The 15,181-nt window shown below is 68.0% G+C and carries 15 protein-coding genes; 3 read left to right on the top strand and 12 right to left on the bottom strand.

The genetic code is table 11. From position 1 onward, the window contains the following. Positions 1 to 599 precede the first annotated feature (599 nt). From FGX59_RS10635 to mutM, 6 genes are all read right to left on the bottom strand, one after another. Positions 600 to 1,046 carry a GNAT family N-acetyltransferase gene (locus FGX59_RS10635; protein ID WP_138466513.1) on the bottom strand — a complete coding sequence of 149 codons (447 nt, stop codon included), beginning with the start codon at positions 1,044 to 1,046 and terminating at the stop codon, positions 600 to 602. A gap of 81 nt (positions 1,047 to 1,127) precedes the next feature. Next, positions 1,128 to 2,246, bottom strand: coding sequence for a DNA polymerase III subunit beta (gene dnaN / locus FGX59_RS10630; RefSeq protein ID WP_138466512.1), 1,119 nt, complete (start codon positions 2,244 to 2,246; stop codon positions 1,128 to 1,130). Positions 2,247 to 2,385: 139 nt separating this feature from the next. Continuing rightward, a complete protein-coding gene (gene dnaA / locus FGX59_RS10625; protein WP_138466511.1) occupies positions 2,386 to 3,837 on the bottom strand; it encodes a chromosomal replication initiator protein DnaA in 1,452 nt (483 codons plus the stop codon). 626 nt (positions 3,838 to 4,463) lie between these two features. Further along, positions 4,464 to 4,727, bottom strand: a complete 264-nt coding sequence (gene rpsT / locus FGX59_RS10620) for a 30S ribosomal protein S20 (RefSeq protein WP_138466510.1) — start codon at positions 4,725 to 4,727, stop codon at positions 4,464 to 4,466. A gap of 96 nt (positions 4,728 to 4,823) precedes the next feature. Then, positions 4,824 to 5,600, bottom strand: coding sequence for an enoyl-CoA hydratase-related protein (locus FGX59_RS10615; protein WP_138466509.1), 777 nt, complete (start codon positions 5,598 to 5,600; stop codon positions 4,824 to 4,826). A gap of 61 nt (positions 5,601 to 5,661) precedes the next feature. After that, positions 5,662 to 6,519, bottom strand: coding sequence for a bifunctional DNA-formamidopyrimidine glycosylase/DNA-(apurinic or apyrimidinic site) lyase (gene mutM / locus FGX59_RS10610; RefSeq protein ID WP_138466508.1), 858 nt, complete (start codon positions 6,517 to 6,519; stop codon positions 5,662 to 5,664). 111 nt (positions 6,520 to 6,630) lie between these two features. Between mutM and ubiE the strand changes: the two genes are divergently transcribed. From ubiE to FGX59_RS10595, 3 genes are all read left to right on the top strand, one after another. Next, complete coding sequence (gene ubiE / locus FGX59_RS10605; protein ID WP_138466507.1) at positions 6,631 to 7,383, top strand: bifunctional demethylmenaquinone methyltransferase/2-methoxy-6-polyprenyl-1,4-benzoquinol methylase UbiE; 753 nt, start codon at positions 6,631 to 6,633, stop codon at positions 7,381 to 7,383. Further along, positions 7,384 to 8,913 (top strand): 2-polyprenylphenol 6-hydroxylase, encoded by a 1,530-nt coding sequence (ubiB, locus tag FGX59_RS10600; RefSeq protein WP_138466506.1) that lies wholly within the window; start codon positions 7,384 to 7,386, stop codon positions 8,911 to 8,913. A 104-nt stretch (positions 8,914 to 9,017) separates the two neighbouring features. Then, positions 9,018 to 9,431 carry an RcnB family protein gene (locus FGX59_RS10595; RefSeq protein WP_171060599.1) on the top strand — a complete coding sequence of 138 codons (414 nt, stop codon included), beginning with the start codon at positions 9,018 to 9,020 and terminating at the stop codon, positions 9,429 to 9,431. Between the two features lie 3 nt (positions 9,432 to 9,434). On the opposite strand, the gene FGX59_RS10590 is transcribed toward FGX59_RS10595, so the two are convergent. From FGX59_RS10590 to mreC, 6 genes are all read right to left on the bottom strand, one after another. Beyond that, positions 9,435 to 9,656: a hypothetical protein gene (locus FGX59_RS10590; RefSeq protein WP_138466504.1), complete on the bottom strand. Its 222-nt coding sequence runs from the start codon at positions 9,654 to 9,656 to the stop codon at positions 9,435 to 9,437. A gap of 78 nt (positions 9,657 to 9,734) precedes the next feature. Next, positions 9,735 to 10,661 carry a glyoxylate/hydroxypyruvate reductase A gene (locus FGX59_RS10585; RefSeq protein ID WP_138466503.1) on the bottom strand — a complete coding sequence of 309 codons (927 nt, stop codon included), beginning with the start codon at positions 10,659 to 10,661 and terminating at the stop codon, positions 9,735 to 9,737. Between the two features lie 3 nt (positions 10,662 to 10,664). Beyond that, positions 10,665 to 11,804, bottom strand: coding sequence for a rod shape-determining protein RodA (gene rodA / locus FGX59_RS10580; RefSeq protein ID WP_138466502.1), 1,140 nt, complete (start codon positions 11,802 to 11,804; stop codon positions 10,665 to 10,667). Then, positions 11,801 to 13,741, bottom strand: coding sequence for a penicillin-binding protein 2 (mrdA, locus tag FGX59_RS10575; RefSeq protein ID WP_138466501.1), 1,941 nt, complete (start codon positions 13,739 to 13,741; stop codon positions 11,801 to 11,803). The genes rodA and mrdA overlap by 4 nt, the downstream gene beginning before the upstream one ends. Continuing rightward, the gene (locus FGX59_RS10570; protein ID WP_240722371.1) at positions 13,738 to 14,253 is read right to left on the bottom strand and encodes a rod shape-determining protein MreD; all 516 of its coding nucleotides are present in this window, start codon (positions 14,251 to 14,253) and stop codon (positions 13,738 to 13,740) included. The genes mrdA and FGX59_RS10570 overlap by 4 nt, the downstream gene beginning before the upstream one ends. A 13-nt stretch (positions 14,254 to 14,266) precedes the next feature. After that, complete coding sequence (gene mreC, locus FGX59_RS10565; protein WP_138466499.1) at positions 14,267 to 15,175, bottom strand: rod shape-determining protein MreC; 909 nt, start codon at positions 15,173 to 15,175, stop codon at positions 14,267 to 14,269. Positions 15,176 to 15,181: the final 6 nt, after the last annotated feature.

Here is a 15,181-nt window from a genome sequence, read left to right as displayed (position 1 = left end):
GCGCCGGCGGTGAGGGTCAGCCGATGTCAGGCGAGCCATCCGCGCAGCCGCAGGGTGCGGCGCGGAGCGGCGACGAGGCCGTCAGGTGCTTGCCACGTTCTCCGCCGGGCGCAATGTGCCGCTCGCTGGCGCGGTGCTTGAGGTCCCGGAGGCCGTGAATTGCGCGGGCGTCCCTCTGCCAGTTTCGCGCGGGCGGGCGGTTGCGCCCCGGGAGTGGTCCTGACCGCCGATCTTCCGCGGGAGGTCTTGGCGTCGGATGCGTCTCGTCAGGTTGCAGCGGTGGTGCCTGCCCGGGGGAGTTTGCGCGGAGTCGCAGGACGGCCCGGACCCCGGCGGCTGGGGCGATCCCCCGGCGGGCGGGTCAGGAGCGCGTGGATGAAGGCGCGGAGCTGGTCGGAGCGCAGGGAAGCGATGCCGTCTCGCCCGAGGTCAGCTCTGCGGAGAAGGCCGCGCGCCGGGCGCGGAACTTGCGGTCTGGCGGGCCGGGGGGCAGCAGGCTCCTGTCGAGAGATGTCCCGGCGGCGCAGGCAGGCTCCGCGGACGGGGGCCGGAGCCACGCCGCAGCCGGTCTTGCGGCCCCGGAAAAGACTCGCGCGGCGTCAGCCCAGAAGCTTTTCGAAGAACACCCGTTCGAAGCCGTCCTGCGAGGCGCGGCCGGTCTCGGCATAGCCGAGATGCGGATAGATCGAGAGGTTCGCCTCCATCTTCTGGTTGGTCAGGAGCGTCACCCGGGCGAAGCCCTGGCGGCGGGCCTCCGCCTCGCAGAAGGCGATCAGCGCCTTGCCGATGCCCTGTCCGGCCGCCTCGGGCAGCACGCCGATGGCATCGAGATGCATGGCGCCGTCTTCGGGGAAGAAGGTGATGTAGCCCGCGAGCGCGCCCCCGGGACCGGTCGCGACATGGGTCCGCCCGGCGGCGATATGGGCGGCGAAGGGCGCGTCCATCGGCGCGGGCCGGCGGCCGATCAGCGGCACGTAGCGGGCGAAGGCGGCCTCGGCGCAGGCGCGGATGGCGGTCTCGTCCTCGGGCAGGGCAGGGCGGATCACGGCGGGGTCTCCTCTGGCCGGAGCCAAGAAAAAACCGCGCCTGAGGGGGCGCGGTTCGCGGTTTCCGGGGCGCGGGCGGCGTCAGACCCGCATCGGCATGACGACATAGACGGCGGAGGTGTCGGAGCCCTCGCGCATCAGGGTCGGGTCGCCGGAGCTGTTGAACATGAAGACGGCGTTCTCGCGGTCGACCTGCGAGGCGATCTCCAGCAGGTACTTCGCGTTGAAGCCGATCTCCAGCTTCTCGTCGCCATAGGCCACGGCCAGCTCCTCGGTCGCGGCGCCCGAGTCGGGGGCGTTGACCGAGAGGACCAGCCGGTCCTCGTCCATCGAGAGCTTCACCGCGCGGGAGCGCTCGGAGGAGACGGTCGCGACGCGGTCCACCGCCTTGGCGAAATCGGCCGCGTCCACTTCCAGCCGCTTGGCGTTGTTCGCGGGAATGACGCGGGTGTAGTCGGGGAAGGTGCCGTCGATCACCTTCGAGGTCAGCGTGACCTCCGGCGTGGCGAAGCGCACCTTGGTCTCGGAGACCGAGACGGCGATGTCGGCATCGTCCTCGTCGAGGAGCTTCCTGAGCTCGCCCACGGTCTTGCGGGGCACGATCACGCCCGGCATCTCCTCGGCGCCCGAGGGCAGCTCTGCGTCGATGCGGGCCAGCCGGTGGCCGTCGGTGGCGACGCAGCGCAGCACGCGGCCTTCCTCGGACTCGGCGACATGCATGTAGACGCCGTTGAGGTAGTAGCGCGTCTCCTCGGTGGAGATGGCGAATTTCGACTTGTCGAAGAGGCGGCGCAGCACCTCGGCCTTCACGGTGAAGTTCGAGCTGTACTGGCTCGAGGGCATGACCGGGAAGTCTTCCTTCGGCAGCGTGTTCAGCTGGAACTGCGAGCGGCCGGCCTCGACGGTGACGATGTTCGAGGTCGGGTCGGCATTCAGCGTCACCAGCGCGCCGTCGGGCAGCTTGCGGACGATCTCGTGCAGGGTGACGGCCGAGACGGTGGTCGATCCGGCGCGCTCCACCTGGGCGGCGGCCTTGTCGACCACCTCGATGTCGAGATCGGTGGCGCGGAAGGTGACATCCGCATTCTCGGCCTCGATCAGCACATTGCCGAGGATCGGAATGGTGTTGCGCCGCTCGACGACGGACTGTGCCTGCGATACCGCGCGAAGCAGTGCGGCACGTTCGATGCTGATCCTCATGGCGCGCAACCTTTTCCGGTGGGACGGGATTGCGACACTAGCCGAACGGTTCGTTGGCTCAAGCCCTTTTCAGCGGCTTTTCTAGGCGCTAGCGCGGAATGCCCGCGGATGCGGCAGAATGACCACACCAGCAGGGGCGTCAGGCCTCCAGCGAGCGGCGCAGAAGCTCCAGGTCATCGGCGATCTGGGTGTCCTTCTCCTTCAGTTCCTCGATGCGCTTCACGCCATGCATGATGGTGGTGTGGTCGCGCCCGCCGAAGCGGCGGCCGATCTCGGGGAGGCTGCGGGTGGTCATGTACTTGCACAGGTACATGGCGATCTGGCGCGGCCGGGCGACGGTGCGCACGCGGGTCGGGCCGATCATCTCGGAGAGGCGGATGTTGTAGTGCTCGGCCACGCGGCGCTGGATCTCGTCGATCGAGACCTTGCGCTCGGAGGCGCGCAGGATGTCGGCGAGGCAGTCCTGGGTCATCGCCATGTCGATCTTGCGGCCGACGAGGGAGGCCATCGCGAAGAGCCGCATCAGCGCGCCTTCGAGCACGCGGACATTGGTCGAGATCCGGTGGGCGAGGAATTCCAGCACGCCGTTCTCGATCGAGAGCTGCGGGTACTGCTCTGCATAGGCCTCGACCTTCTGCTGCAGGATGCCGAGGCGCAGCTCGTAATCGGTCGGGTGCAGGTCGACGACCAGGCCGGACTGCAGCCGCGAGACGATGCGGTTCTCCATGTCCGACATCTCGGTGGGCGTGCGGTCGCCGGAAATGACGATCTGCTTGTTCTGGTCCACCAGCGCGTTGAACGTGTGGAAGAACTCCTCCTGGGTGGAGTCCTTGCCGGCGATGAACTGGACGTCATCGACCATCAGCACGTCGACCGAGCGGAAGAGCTGCTTGAAATCCATCATCTGCTTCTCGCGCAGCGCCTGCACGAAGCGGTACATGAACTGCTCGGCCGAGAGGAACAGGATGTTCAGGTCGGGCTGCTGCTGGCGCATGTGCCAGGCGATGGCGTGCATCAGGTGGGTCTTGCCGAGGCCGACGCCGCCATAGAGGAACAGCGGGTTGAAGGTCACCGGACCGCCCTCGGCGACGCGGCGGGCGGCGGCATGGGCGAGCTCGTTCGGCTTGCCGACCACGAACGTGTCGAAGGTGTAGCGCGCATCCAGCGCGGCGCCATGCACATCGGTGCCGTTCAGCGAACCGCGCGGACGGGCAGGCGCGGCGTCGGGCGCGGCGGCGGCTGCCATGGCGGAGGCCGGGGCAGGGGCGGGCGCGGAGCGGATGGCGGCAGGGGCGGCGGCAGCGGCGGCGACCGGGGCGCGGTCGCGGGCAGAGGGGGCGCGGCTGGCGGAATTGGCGACCTCGAAGACCAGGCGGCTGGCCTCTTCGCCCTGCTGGTGCAGGCTGATCAGGATCGCGTCGCCGAAATTGCGGTTCACCCAGGTGCCGAAGAAGCTGGTCGGCACGCAGAGCCGCACCACGCCTTCCTCGCAGGAACGGAACGAGATGGGCTGGATCCAGGTCTGGTAGTTGTTCTCGCCGACCTGCTGCCGGAGTGCGCCCTGAACCTTGTCCCAAGTCTCTTCGGTCATCTGCTCCAAAACCCGTATCCTTGCCTGCTGCCATCTGCAGCGTGACTGCTTCACTCATTCCGACCTGGTCTTCCCTGCCCGGAAGACACAGCGGCTGTTCCCGCGCACTGCGCAGGTTGGCAGCCTTCAGAAGGCCGCACGAAAGGACCCGGACCGAAAGGGCCCGGACATCCACGCTAGTTTCTGGACACATAGTCCGGCTGGCCTGGCAGGGCCGAAGAGCCGGGGTGCGGAGGGCTGTTCTAGACGCCCTTCCGAACCAGCGATGCGTAGACCAATCCGGAGCCAGCCCTGTTCTGCCTGTGACAGGGCGGGACCCTCCGGTCCGGTCTGCGTATCCATGTCCCCCAAGTACGACGCGAGTCGCCTAGGAAATTTATCAACGGCGCTTGATGGGGCGCAACAGAACTTCGAAGTTGACAGGTTTTTAGGGAAATCCGAATCCACAGCTGTTGCTGGCTTAGGAAATCCTAACAAAAACAAGAACGCGGCGGACGATTCGCATCGTCAGCCGCGCTGAAGTCCGGTGGCCCGGGGGGCGCCCGGATCTAGCCGGGTGCACATGTTTTGGTGCCGCGCCATGGGCTTAGCCCGCAGACCGGGCAGAGCCGGCACGGCAGGCCGGATCAGGCGATCGCCTTGACCCGTGCGGACAGGCGCGACATCTTCCGCGATGCGGTGTTCTTGTGCAGGATGCCCTTGGTCACACCGCGCATCAGCTCGGGCTGGGCGGATTGCAGGGCAGTTGCGGCAGCAGACTTGTCGCCGGACGAGATCGCTTCTTCCACCTTGCGCAGGAAGGTGCGGATCCGCGACTTGCGGGCTTTGTTGACAGCAGCGCGGCGCTCGTTCTGGCGGGCGCGCTTTTTCGATTGTGGCGTATTGGCCATGATGACAGCTTCCCAACGATTGCAGGGTGAATTTGTGAAGCGCGTCGTTAGACCCGACTCGGGGATATGTCAAGCGCTCCGGGCGGATTCCCGGGGTTATTTGTCCCGGAACTGCGCTTCGCGCTTTTCCAGATAGGCCGCCATGCCCTCTTTCTGGTCGTTGGTTCCGAACAGGGCGTGGAACAGGCGGCGCTCGTAGAGCAGGCCCTCGCGCAGCGGCGTTTCGAAGGCGCGGTTCACCGCCTCCTTCACCGCGCGGGTGCTGACCATGGATTTCTCGGCGATGCGTGAGGCGGCGGTGCGCACTTCCTCGGCAAGCTTCTTGCCGGGCACGACGCGGCTGACCAGCCCCGCCCGCTCGGCCTCCTCGGCGGACATGAAGCGCCCGGTCATCAGCATGTCCATCGCCTTGGCCTTGCCGATGGCGCGGACCAGCCGCTGGGTGCCGCCGAGCGCCGGGATGACGCCCAGGTTGACGTCCGGCATGCCGAATTTCGTAGTGTCGGAGACGATCACCATGTCGCACATCATCGCCAGCTCGCAGCCTGCGCCGACGGCATAGCCCGAAACGGCGGCGATCACCGGCTTGCGGCTGCGCACCAGCGGGTCGGCATCGGCGCCGAAATAGCTGCCGCAGAACAGGTCGGCGAAGCGCGCCTCGGCAAGCTCGGACACGTCGACGCCCGCAGAGAACACTTTCTCGTTGCCGCAGATCACGATGCAGCGGACCTTGTCGTTGCGGTCCGCGGACAGCAGCGCATCGGTCAGTTCCGTGATCATCAGCTTGTTGAGGGAGTTCTTTGCGTCCGGACGGTTCAGCTTGATCTGGGCGATGTGGTCGTCGACCTCTACGATCAGCGTCTCATAGGCCATGTGGGCTGCCCTGATTGTTGCAACAGCCCTCAGCCTTACCAGCCTCAGCCGGGCATTCAAGCTATCTTTGGCATTGCGGGCAATAGAAGGTCGACCGCGAAGACTGGACGATTCGCGTCACGGTGCCGGTGCATCCGTCAGTGGGGCAAGGCCTCCCTTCCCTATCATAGACCCGGAAGCCGTGCTGGAAATAGCCCAGATCTCCGGAAGCCTGACGAAAGTCGCGCAGCGACGATCCGCCCGCGGCGATCGCCTCCTCCAGCACCTGGCGGATGGCGGCATGCAGCACGGCGATGCGCGGCTCCGAGATCCGCCCCGCCATCCGCTTCGGCGAGATGCCAGACCGGTGCAGCGCCTCGCAGACATAGATATTTCCCAGTCCCGCCACGATCTTCTGATCGAGAAGCGCCGCCTTCACCGGGCTCGCCTTGCCGCGGAAGGCCTGCGCCAGATGCGCCGCGCTGAAGCTGTTGCCGAGCGGCTCGGGCCCGATCCTGTCCAGCAGCTTGTGCCCGGCCTCGGTCGGAAACAGGTCCATCGCGCCGAAGCGGCGGGGGTCGTTGAAGGTCACGCGCATGCCGTTGTCGAAGTCCAGCACGACATGGTCGTGCTTCTCGGGCGCGGCGTGGCCATGGACGTAAGTGCCTATCTGGACGGCGTTTTCATCCTTCGTCACCAGCATCCGCCCGGACATGCCCAGATGGATCAGCAGCGTCTCGCCGCCGTCGAGATCGGCCAGCAGGTATTTCGAGCGGCGGCGCAGCGCGGCGACATGGCGCCCGGCCAGCCGCTCGGCCATGCGCTCGGGGAAGGGCCAGCGCAGGTCGGGGCGGTTCACGCTGGCGCGGGTAATGGTGGCGCCGGCCATCACCGGCTCCAGGCCGCGGCGGACGGTTTCGACCTCGGGTAGTTCGGGCATCGGGACCTCGGGCACGTTCACAGACTGCCGCAGGAGCGTGAGGCGCTATCGCGTTGCTCCCCCGGCGGGGCGTCCTATAAGGAAGGGGAAATGACCGAGGCGGCAAGACCCATGAGTGACGCGGAGAGCAAGACCACCCATTTCGGCGCCAGGACCGTGCGCGAGGACGAGAAGGCCGGGCTGGTCCACGGCGTCTTCTCCTCGGTGGCGAACAAGTACGACGTGATGAACGACGTGATGTCGATGGGCATCCACCGTGTCTGGAAGGACGCGATGATGGACTGGCTGGCGCCGCGCGACGGGATGGCGTCGCTCGACGTGGCCGGCGGCACCGGCGACATCGCCTTCCGCATCCTCAAGCGCGCGCCGGGCGCCCATGTCACCGTGCTCGACCTGACCGAGGACATGCTGATCGAGGGCCAGCGCCGCGCCGAGGCGGAAAGCTTCGCCGACCGGCTGGACTGGGTGGTGGGCGACGCGATGGCGCTGCCCTTCGAGGCGAACACCTTCGACACCTACACGATCAGCTTCGGCATCCGGAACGTGACCCGCGTCCAGGACGCGCTGAACGAGGCCTACAGGGTGCTCAAGCCCGGCGGGCGGCTCATGGTGCTGGAATTCTCGCAGCTTCCCTCGAAGCCGCTGCAGAAGGCCTACGACCTCTATTCCTTCAACATCATCCCGCGGATGGGCCAGGCGATCGCCAATGACCGCGACAGCTACCAGTACCTGGTGGAGTCGATCCGCAACTTCCCCGACCAGGAGACCTTCGCCGGCATGATCCGCGAGGCGGGCTTCGGGCAGGTGAAGTACCGCAACCTGTCCATGGGCATCGCCGCGCTGCATTCGGGCTGGAAGATCTAGGTGCGCGGTCCCCACAACATCTGGCGGCTGGTGCGCACCGGCGCCACCTTCGAGCGCACCGGCGCGATGAAATTCGTCCTCGACGCGATGGATGCGCCGAGGCCGCTGCGGATTGCCGCGCGGGTGCTCGGCTGGCCGTTCAAGTGGCTGGGCATCGAGGGCGATCCCGCCATGCCGCCCGCGACCCGCGCGCTGACCGCGCTGGGACCGGCCTATATCAAGTTCGGCCAGATCCTCTCGACCCGGCCTGACGTGGTGGGCGTCGAGCTGGCGCAGCAGCTGCGCGTGCTGCAGGACCGGCTGCCGCCCTTCCCGCTGTCCGAGGCGAAGCGGCAGATCGAGCGCGAGCTGGAAAAACCGGTGGACGAGATGTTCTCGGAGATCAGCGAGCCGATCGCCGCGGCCTCCATTGCCCAGGTCCACCGCGCGCGGCTGGCCGAGACCGGCGAGCAGGTCGCGGTGAAGGTGCTGCGCCCGGGGATCGAGCGCGCCTTCCGCAAGGATGTCGACGCCTTCTACCTGGCCGCGCGGCTGGTGGAGCTGCTGTCGCCCTCGTCGCGGCGGCTGCGTCCGATGGACGTGATCCGGCATTTCGACGGGGTGGTCCGGGGCGAGCTCGACCTGCGGCTCGAATCCTCTGCCGCGGCCGAATACGCCGCAACCACGGCGCGCGACCAGGGCTTCCGCGTGCCCGGGGTCCGCTGGGCCTATTCCTCGCGCCGGGTGATGACGCTGGAATGGGCGGAGGGCATCAACGCCAACGACCTCGAGGCGATCGACGCTGCCGGGGTCGACCGCGCCGCAGCGGGCGAGCGCGTGCTGCAGATGTTCCTCAACCATGCGCTGCGCGACGGCTATTTCCATGCCGACATGCACCAGGGCAACCTGAAGATCACGCCCTCGGGCGACATCGTGGCGATGGATTTCGGCATCATGGGCCGGATCGACGAATATACCCGCCGGGTCTATGCCGAGATCCTCTTCGGCTTCATCCGCAAGGACTACCGCCGCGTCGCCGAGGTGCATTTCGAGGCGGGCTATGTCCCCGCCGACCAGGATATCGACGAATTCGCCCGCGCGCTGCGGGTGATCGGCGAGCCGATCTTCGGCATGGACGCCTCGAAGATCTCGATGGCGCGGCTGCTGGCCTATCTCTTCGAGGTGACCGAGCGCTTCGGCATGCAGACAAGGACCGAGCTGATCCTGCTGCAGCGCACGATGGTGGTGGTCGAGGGCGTCGCCCGTTCGCTCAACCCGCATATCAACATCTGGGATGTCGCCCGGCCGGTGGTAGAGACCTATATCTCGCAGAATGTCGGGCCGCAGGCACTGGCGCGGGATCTGGGCCGCACCGTGCGGGTGCTCGCCCGGCTGGGACCGCGCCTGCCGAAGCTGGCCGAGGCCGCTCTGGTGGCGCAGTCGCAGCCGTCCCAGCCCGCGCCGCGCCGCGCCGCCGGGGTGGCGATTTTCCTGGCCGGGGCCGGGACCGCGGCGGCGGGCATCCTGATCGGCAGCCAGCTCCCGTTCTGAGCGACCGGCCTGAGCGGGTTCCCGCCCAGGCTGCATTTTCCCCGCCGTCCCCCATGGACCTTTTCCGCGATTCGACCGTTCACTTGCGGAAAGGAGTCCATCTCATGCTCAAGAAAACGCTCGCCACGACGCTCTGCATTGCCGTCGCCGCCATGCCCGCCCTTGCCGATCCTCACAAGAAGGACAAGGGCTGGAAGAAGCACGAGGCCGGACATCATGAACGCCACCGCGACGACCGCCGCGACGGCGGCTACTGGCTGGCCGGCAATAACGGGCACGGCAATGGCAACGGCAATGGCCGCTGGGTCCCGCCGGGGCTGGACAAGAAGCCGGGCAACATGCCGCCGGGCCAGTACAAGAAGATCCACGGCCAGCATGTCGACTGGCACGACTACCGCCTGCCGCGTCCGCCGGACGGGCAGATCTATGTCCGCCAGGGCGACCAGCTCTACCGGGTGATGCGGGACACGATGATCGTGGCCGCAGCGCTCGGCGTGATCTCGCAGTATCTCAAGTAGCGCTCAGCGCCGCCGCTTCGGGGAGCTCTTCCCCGAAGCCCAGGGCATCCAGATGTCCATCCAGGCCTCTGTGCCGGTGCTGACGGTCTCGCTCCACTGCGCCTGCCAGGTCTTCATCATCGCCTGCTGATGGCGGGCCATCTCGGTGGCCCAGTCCTCCTGCACCTCGCGATGCTTCTGGTACCCGGCAATCCAGGCATTCATCAGCGGGGTCTTCTTCTGCATGTCATGCTCCGCGGTCGAGGTCACATGCGGGAGTATAGCACGGAAAGGCCCCGCGCGCGGCAGGGCCTTTCGTCCCGGTCAGTAGCCGGCGCCGCGATCCACCAGATAGAGCAGCGGCTCGCCCGCTTCGGCGCGGCGGACATTCTCGGCGATCACCTTCGAGGCGGTCGCGGGCCGGGTCTCTGCCGCGATATGCGGGGTGACGGTGACGCGCGGATGCCGCCAGAACGGGTGATCCGCGGGCAGGGGCTCCACCCGGAACGTGTCGAGCGTCGCATGGCCCAGATGCCCGGCATCGAGCGCCGACAGCAGCGCCTCGTCGTCGATCAGCGCGCCGCGGCCGGGATTGATCACCACCGCGCCCTCGGGCATCTGCGCGATCGTCTCCGCATTCAGGATGCTCTCGGTCTCGGGCGTGCGGGGCAGCAGCAGCACCAGGATCTCGGCGCGCGCCAGCGCCTCGGCCAGCCCGTCCTCGCCGGAGAGGCAGGCGATGCCGTCGATCTGCTTCGGACGGCGGCTCCAGCCCGCGACATCGAAGCCCAGCCCCGCCAGCGCCGCCGCGCAGGTCGTTCCGAGCTGGCCGAGCCCCAGCACCGTCACCTTGCGGTCGCGCGCCAGCGGCGGCACGACCTTGACCCAGTCCGTGGCCGTCAGGAAGCGGTCGATCCCCAGATGGTGGCGCAGCACATGGCCGGTGACATAGTCGGTCATGCCCTCCGCCAGGCTCTCGTCGACCAGCCGCGCCAGCGGCTGGGTCAGCGTCGCGTTGCCGGTGATCGTCTCCACCCCGGCCCAGAGGCTCAGCACCGCCTTGGCACGTGTGAAGGGCGTGAAATCCGACACAGTGCCGGGCAGGAAGACCAGGTAGTCCACGGCGGCCGGATCGGGGCATTCATTGGTCAGTTCGGCCTCGATCCCGGCCGAGGCCAGCGCCTCGAGAAGCGGCAGCTTGTAGCGGGCCCAGGCCTCGGGGCCGCCGGTGAAGTAGATATTTGCAGTCATGGATTACCTCGGGCGATGGACATGGGCGCTCTGGACCAGGCCGAAGGCGCCGAGCAGCACCATCATGGCCGAGCCGCCATAGCTGACCAGCGGCAGCGGCACGCCGACCACCGGGGCCATCCCCATCACCATCGCCATGTTGACGGAGAAGAACAGGAAGAAGGTCGCCGCGATCCCCAGGATCAGGAGCGACGAGAAGCGGTCGCGATTGGCCATCGCGGAGATGTAGCAGAAGACCAGCACCAGCGCGTAGAGTCCCAGCAGCGACGAGGCGCCGACGAAGCCGAATTCCTCGGCCAGCGTGGTGAAGATGAAGTCGGTATGCTTCTCGGGCAGGAAGTTCAGCCGCGACTGCGTCCCCTGCATGAAACCCCGCCCGGTCCAGCCGCCCGAGCCGAGCGCGATGGTCGCCTGGGTGATGTGGTAGCCCGCGCCCAGAGGGTCGCTGGTGGGGTCGAGGAAGGTGTCGATCCGGCGGAACTGGTAGTCCTTGATCAGCTGCCAGTCGGTCCCGCGCGAGGCCATCACCGCATAGACCAGCGACACGCCCGAGGCGATCACGGCCAGGAAATAGGCCCAGTGGACGCCTGCCAGCCACATGATGAAGCCGCCCCCCGCCAGAAGGAGGATGGCGGTGCCCAGGTCGGGCTGCTTCAGCACCAGCGCGGTCGGCACCAGGATCAGCAGCAGCGGCGGCAGCATCCAGAGCGGCCGGCTGACCTTCTCGACATCGAGCCAGTCGTAATAGGCCGCCAGCACCATGACGAGCGCGATCTTCATCAGCTCCGAGGGCTGGAGCTGGAAGAAGCCGAGATCGATCCAGCGCTGCGCGCCCATGCCGATCTCGCCCATGATCTCCACCGCGATCAGCAGCAGCAGCGACACCGCATAGGCGACGAAGGAGATGTTGCGCCAGAACCAGATCGGCACCATCGCGGCGGCGAACATCGCCACCATGCCGAGGCCGAAGCGCTCCATCTGCGGCTCCATCCAGGGCTGGGGCGAGCCGCCGGCCACCGAATAGAGCATCAGGAAGCCGACCGAGCTGATCGCGGTCAGCAGGAAGACCAGCGGCCAGTTGAGATAGAGCACCTTGCGGATGCCCGAGGGCACCGTCTTGATCGCGTATTCGAGATAGCTCATGCCCGGGACTTTCCGTCCTTCGGCCGGAACTGCTCGTGCATCGGCATCGCCTCGAAGCGCGCGGCGATCCCGTCGCGCTGCGACGAGGGATAGGCGTCGAGCGGCGGCATCCCGCCCGTCATCGCCGAAAGCAGCACGTCGCGGGCGATCGGCGCGGCCACCGAGGAGCCGCCGCCGCCATGCTCGACGATCACCGCCACCGCATAGCGCGGCGAGGGCACCGGCCCGTAGGCGACGAACAGCGCGTGGTCGCGCCGCTCCCAGGGGAGCTGGTCGTTGCGGGTCACGCCGCGGGCGCGCTCGGCCTTGGTGATGTTGCGCACCTGGCTGGTGCCGGACTTGCCCGCGATCCGCATCGCGTCATCGACGACGCGGCTGCGGTAGCCGGTGCCGCGAGTGGTGTTGCTGACCGAATCCATGCCGGTCTGCACCGCGCGCAGATGGCGCGGGCTGATCCCCATGGGCTCGGCGCTGACCGGCTGCTCCACCCCGTCGATGGTCTTGATCAGCCGCGGCATCACCGCGTTGCCGCTGGCGATCCGCGCGGTCATCACGGCCAGCTGCAGCGGCGAGGCCAGCACGTAGCCCTGGCCGATCGAGGCGTTGAGCGTGTCGCCGACCAGCCAGTCCTGGCCGTAGCTCCTGCGCTTCCAGTCCTTGTCCGGGGCGATGCCCTCGGAAATCGCCGAGAGCGGCAGGTCGAAGCGCGTGCCCAGCCCCAGCCGCTGCGCCATGGCCGCGACCCGGTCGATCCCGACCTTCTGGGCGATCTCGTAGAAATAGACGTCGCAGCTCTGCTGGATCGCGCCATTGAGGTTCACGTGGCCATGGCCGCCGGATTTCCAGCAATGGAAGCGCCGGCCGCCCGCCGCCAGGTAGCCCGGGCACCATTCGGTGCCCTCCGGGGTGATGACCCCGGCCTCGAGCGCGGCGAGCGCCACCACCATCTTGAAGGTCGAGCCCGGCGGATAGGTGCCCTGCACCGTCTTCGAGGCCAGCGGGCGGTACTTGTTGCCCGTCAGCGACTTGTAGTCGGCCACGGAGATGCCGCGCACGAAGAGGTTCGGGTCGAAGCTGGGCGAGGAGACGGCGGCGATGATGTCGCCATTGGTGCAGTCGACCACCACCACGCCCGAGCTTTCGCCGTCGAGCCGCGCCTGGGTGAAGTTCTGCACCCCGGCATCGATGGTCAGCTGCAGGTTCCTGCCCGACGCGCCCTCGGTGCGCGACAGCTCGCGCATCACCCGCCCGACCGCGTTCACCTCGATCTGGCTGTTGCCGGCCTTGCCGCGCAGCACCTCCTCCATCCGCGCCTCGACGCCCGACTTGCCGATCTGGAATTTCGGGATCTGCATCAGCGGATCGGGGTCTTCCATTTTCGACAGGTCGTAGTCGCTGACCGGGCCGACATAGCCGACCACATGGGCGAAGTCCTGGCCCAGCGGATAGTTGCGGGTCTGGCCCACCTCGGGACGCACGCCGGGCAGGGCCGGGGCGTTGATCGCCACCCGGGCCAGATCCTCCCAGGGCATCTGGTCCTTCACCGTCACCGGCACGAAGGCCGAGCGGCGGCCGACCTCGCGCAGCGTGCGCTCGATCTCTTCCGGGGTGAGCTCGATCAGCCCGGTCAGCCGGGTCAGCACCGCTTCCACGTCGCCGGCATCCTCGCGGACGATCACCACGCGGTAATTCTGGTCGTTCTGCGCCACCGGGCGGCCGTTGCGGTCGAAGATCAGCCCGCGCTGCGGCGCCAGCAGGCGGACATTGATGCGGTTCTCCTCGGCCAGAAGGCGGTACTCGTCCGCCTCCTCGACCTGCATGTGGCGCAGCCGCAGTCCCAGCGCGCCCATCATCGACAGCTGCAGCCCGCCCAGCACGATGGCGCGCCGGGTGATGATGCCCGAGCTCTTCTCTACGTCTTTCTCGGAACGTCTCATGCGCGTGTCCTTCGGATCACCCCTGAAGGGTAGTCGAGCCGCCGGATCCCGGCAAGCCGCAGCGCCATGGCCGGAACGGGGTATGCCGCGATCGTGACGGCCGTCGCCGCCAGCATGTGGGGCAGGGGCGCATGCGCCGCCAGCGTCACGGTCAAGAGCACCCAGTCGGCCAGCGCCATGGCGAAGATCAGCACCGCGACCAGCGCCCATTCCATCGGGAAGGACAGCGGCCGCGGCGTGCGGCGGCGGGCGCGCAGGACCTCGGAGGCGCAGAGCGCCAGCGCCGCCCAGAGCCCCGGCGGGCGCTGCAGCATCAGGTCGGCAGTCAGCATCACCAGCGCGATCAGCAGCGCCGGCACCTGCTCGGGGCGGCGCAGCACCCAGGCGAAGGTCAGCCCGGTCAGCAGGTCGGGCCCGGGCCAGCCGCCCGGCTCGATCCACAGCGGCATCAGCAGCACCGCCATCATCAGGAGCGCCGCCGCCGCATAGGCGGCATGGGCGATCCAAAGCAAGAGGCCGCGCGACCTAGCCATCGGGCAGCGCGGGGCCCTGCGCCTCCGGCGCCGCCAGAAGCGGGTCGGGCGCCACCAGCGTGCCGGATTCGGTGATCTTCTCGCGCTGCGGCGTGCGCAGCACCTGCAGCACCTCGAGCCGCGCGTAATCCGCCGCCAGCCGCACCCGCAGCCGCCCGTCCGGCGTCTGCGCGACCTGGCCGACCAGCAGCCCCGGCGGCAGCACGCCGCCCGCGCCCGAGGTCACCACCCGGTCGCCCGGGCGCACCAGCTCGGCGCTTTCGAGGAATTCGATGAAGGGCGCGACGGTGTTGTCGCCCTGCAGCAGCGCCTTCTGCCCCGAGGGCTGGATCGTCACCGGCACGGCCGAGTTCGAGTCGGTCAGCAGCAGCACCCGCGCGGTGTTGCGCGCCACGCCCGAGATCCGCCCGACCACGCCCAGCCCGTCCATCACCGCCCAGCCGTCGCGGATGCGGTCATGCGCGCCGATATTGATCAGCACCGACTGCCGGAAGGGCGAGCCCGAATCCGCGATCACCACGCCGCTGACATAGGTCAGCTTGGGGTCGAGCCGGACATTGTTCAGGTCGAGGAGCTTGGCGTTCTTCTGCTCCAGCTGGAGCGCGGCCTCCTTCCAGGCCTTCATCTGCTGCAGCTCACGGCGCAGCTGCTGGTTCTGTTCCCAGAGCCGGTTGTAGGACTGGAAGTCCTCGACCATCTTCCCCGCCCAGGTGGCGGGGGCGGTGACCCAGGCAAAGCGCGGCGCCAGCTCGTCGACCACCGCCATGCGCAGCCGCTCGGCCCGCGGGCTGTCGATCCGCCAGAACAGGAAGATGGCGATCAGGCACAGCACCAGCGCGCCGACCAGGATGCGCCTGATCGGACGGATGTACTGTGCGCTGCTGTCCTTGTCCTGGGGCAAGCCAGA

It is taken from the genome of Poseidonocella sp. HB161398 (assembly GCF_005870025.1).
GTDB lineage: Bacteria > Pseudomonadota > Alphaproteobacteria > Rhodobacterales > Rhodobacteraceae > Mangrovicoccus.
The sequence above is the reverse complement of the archived record's forward strand: the minus strand, read 5'-3'. Positions and strand labels throughout refer to the sequence as shown.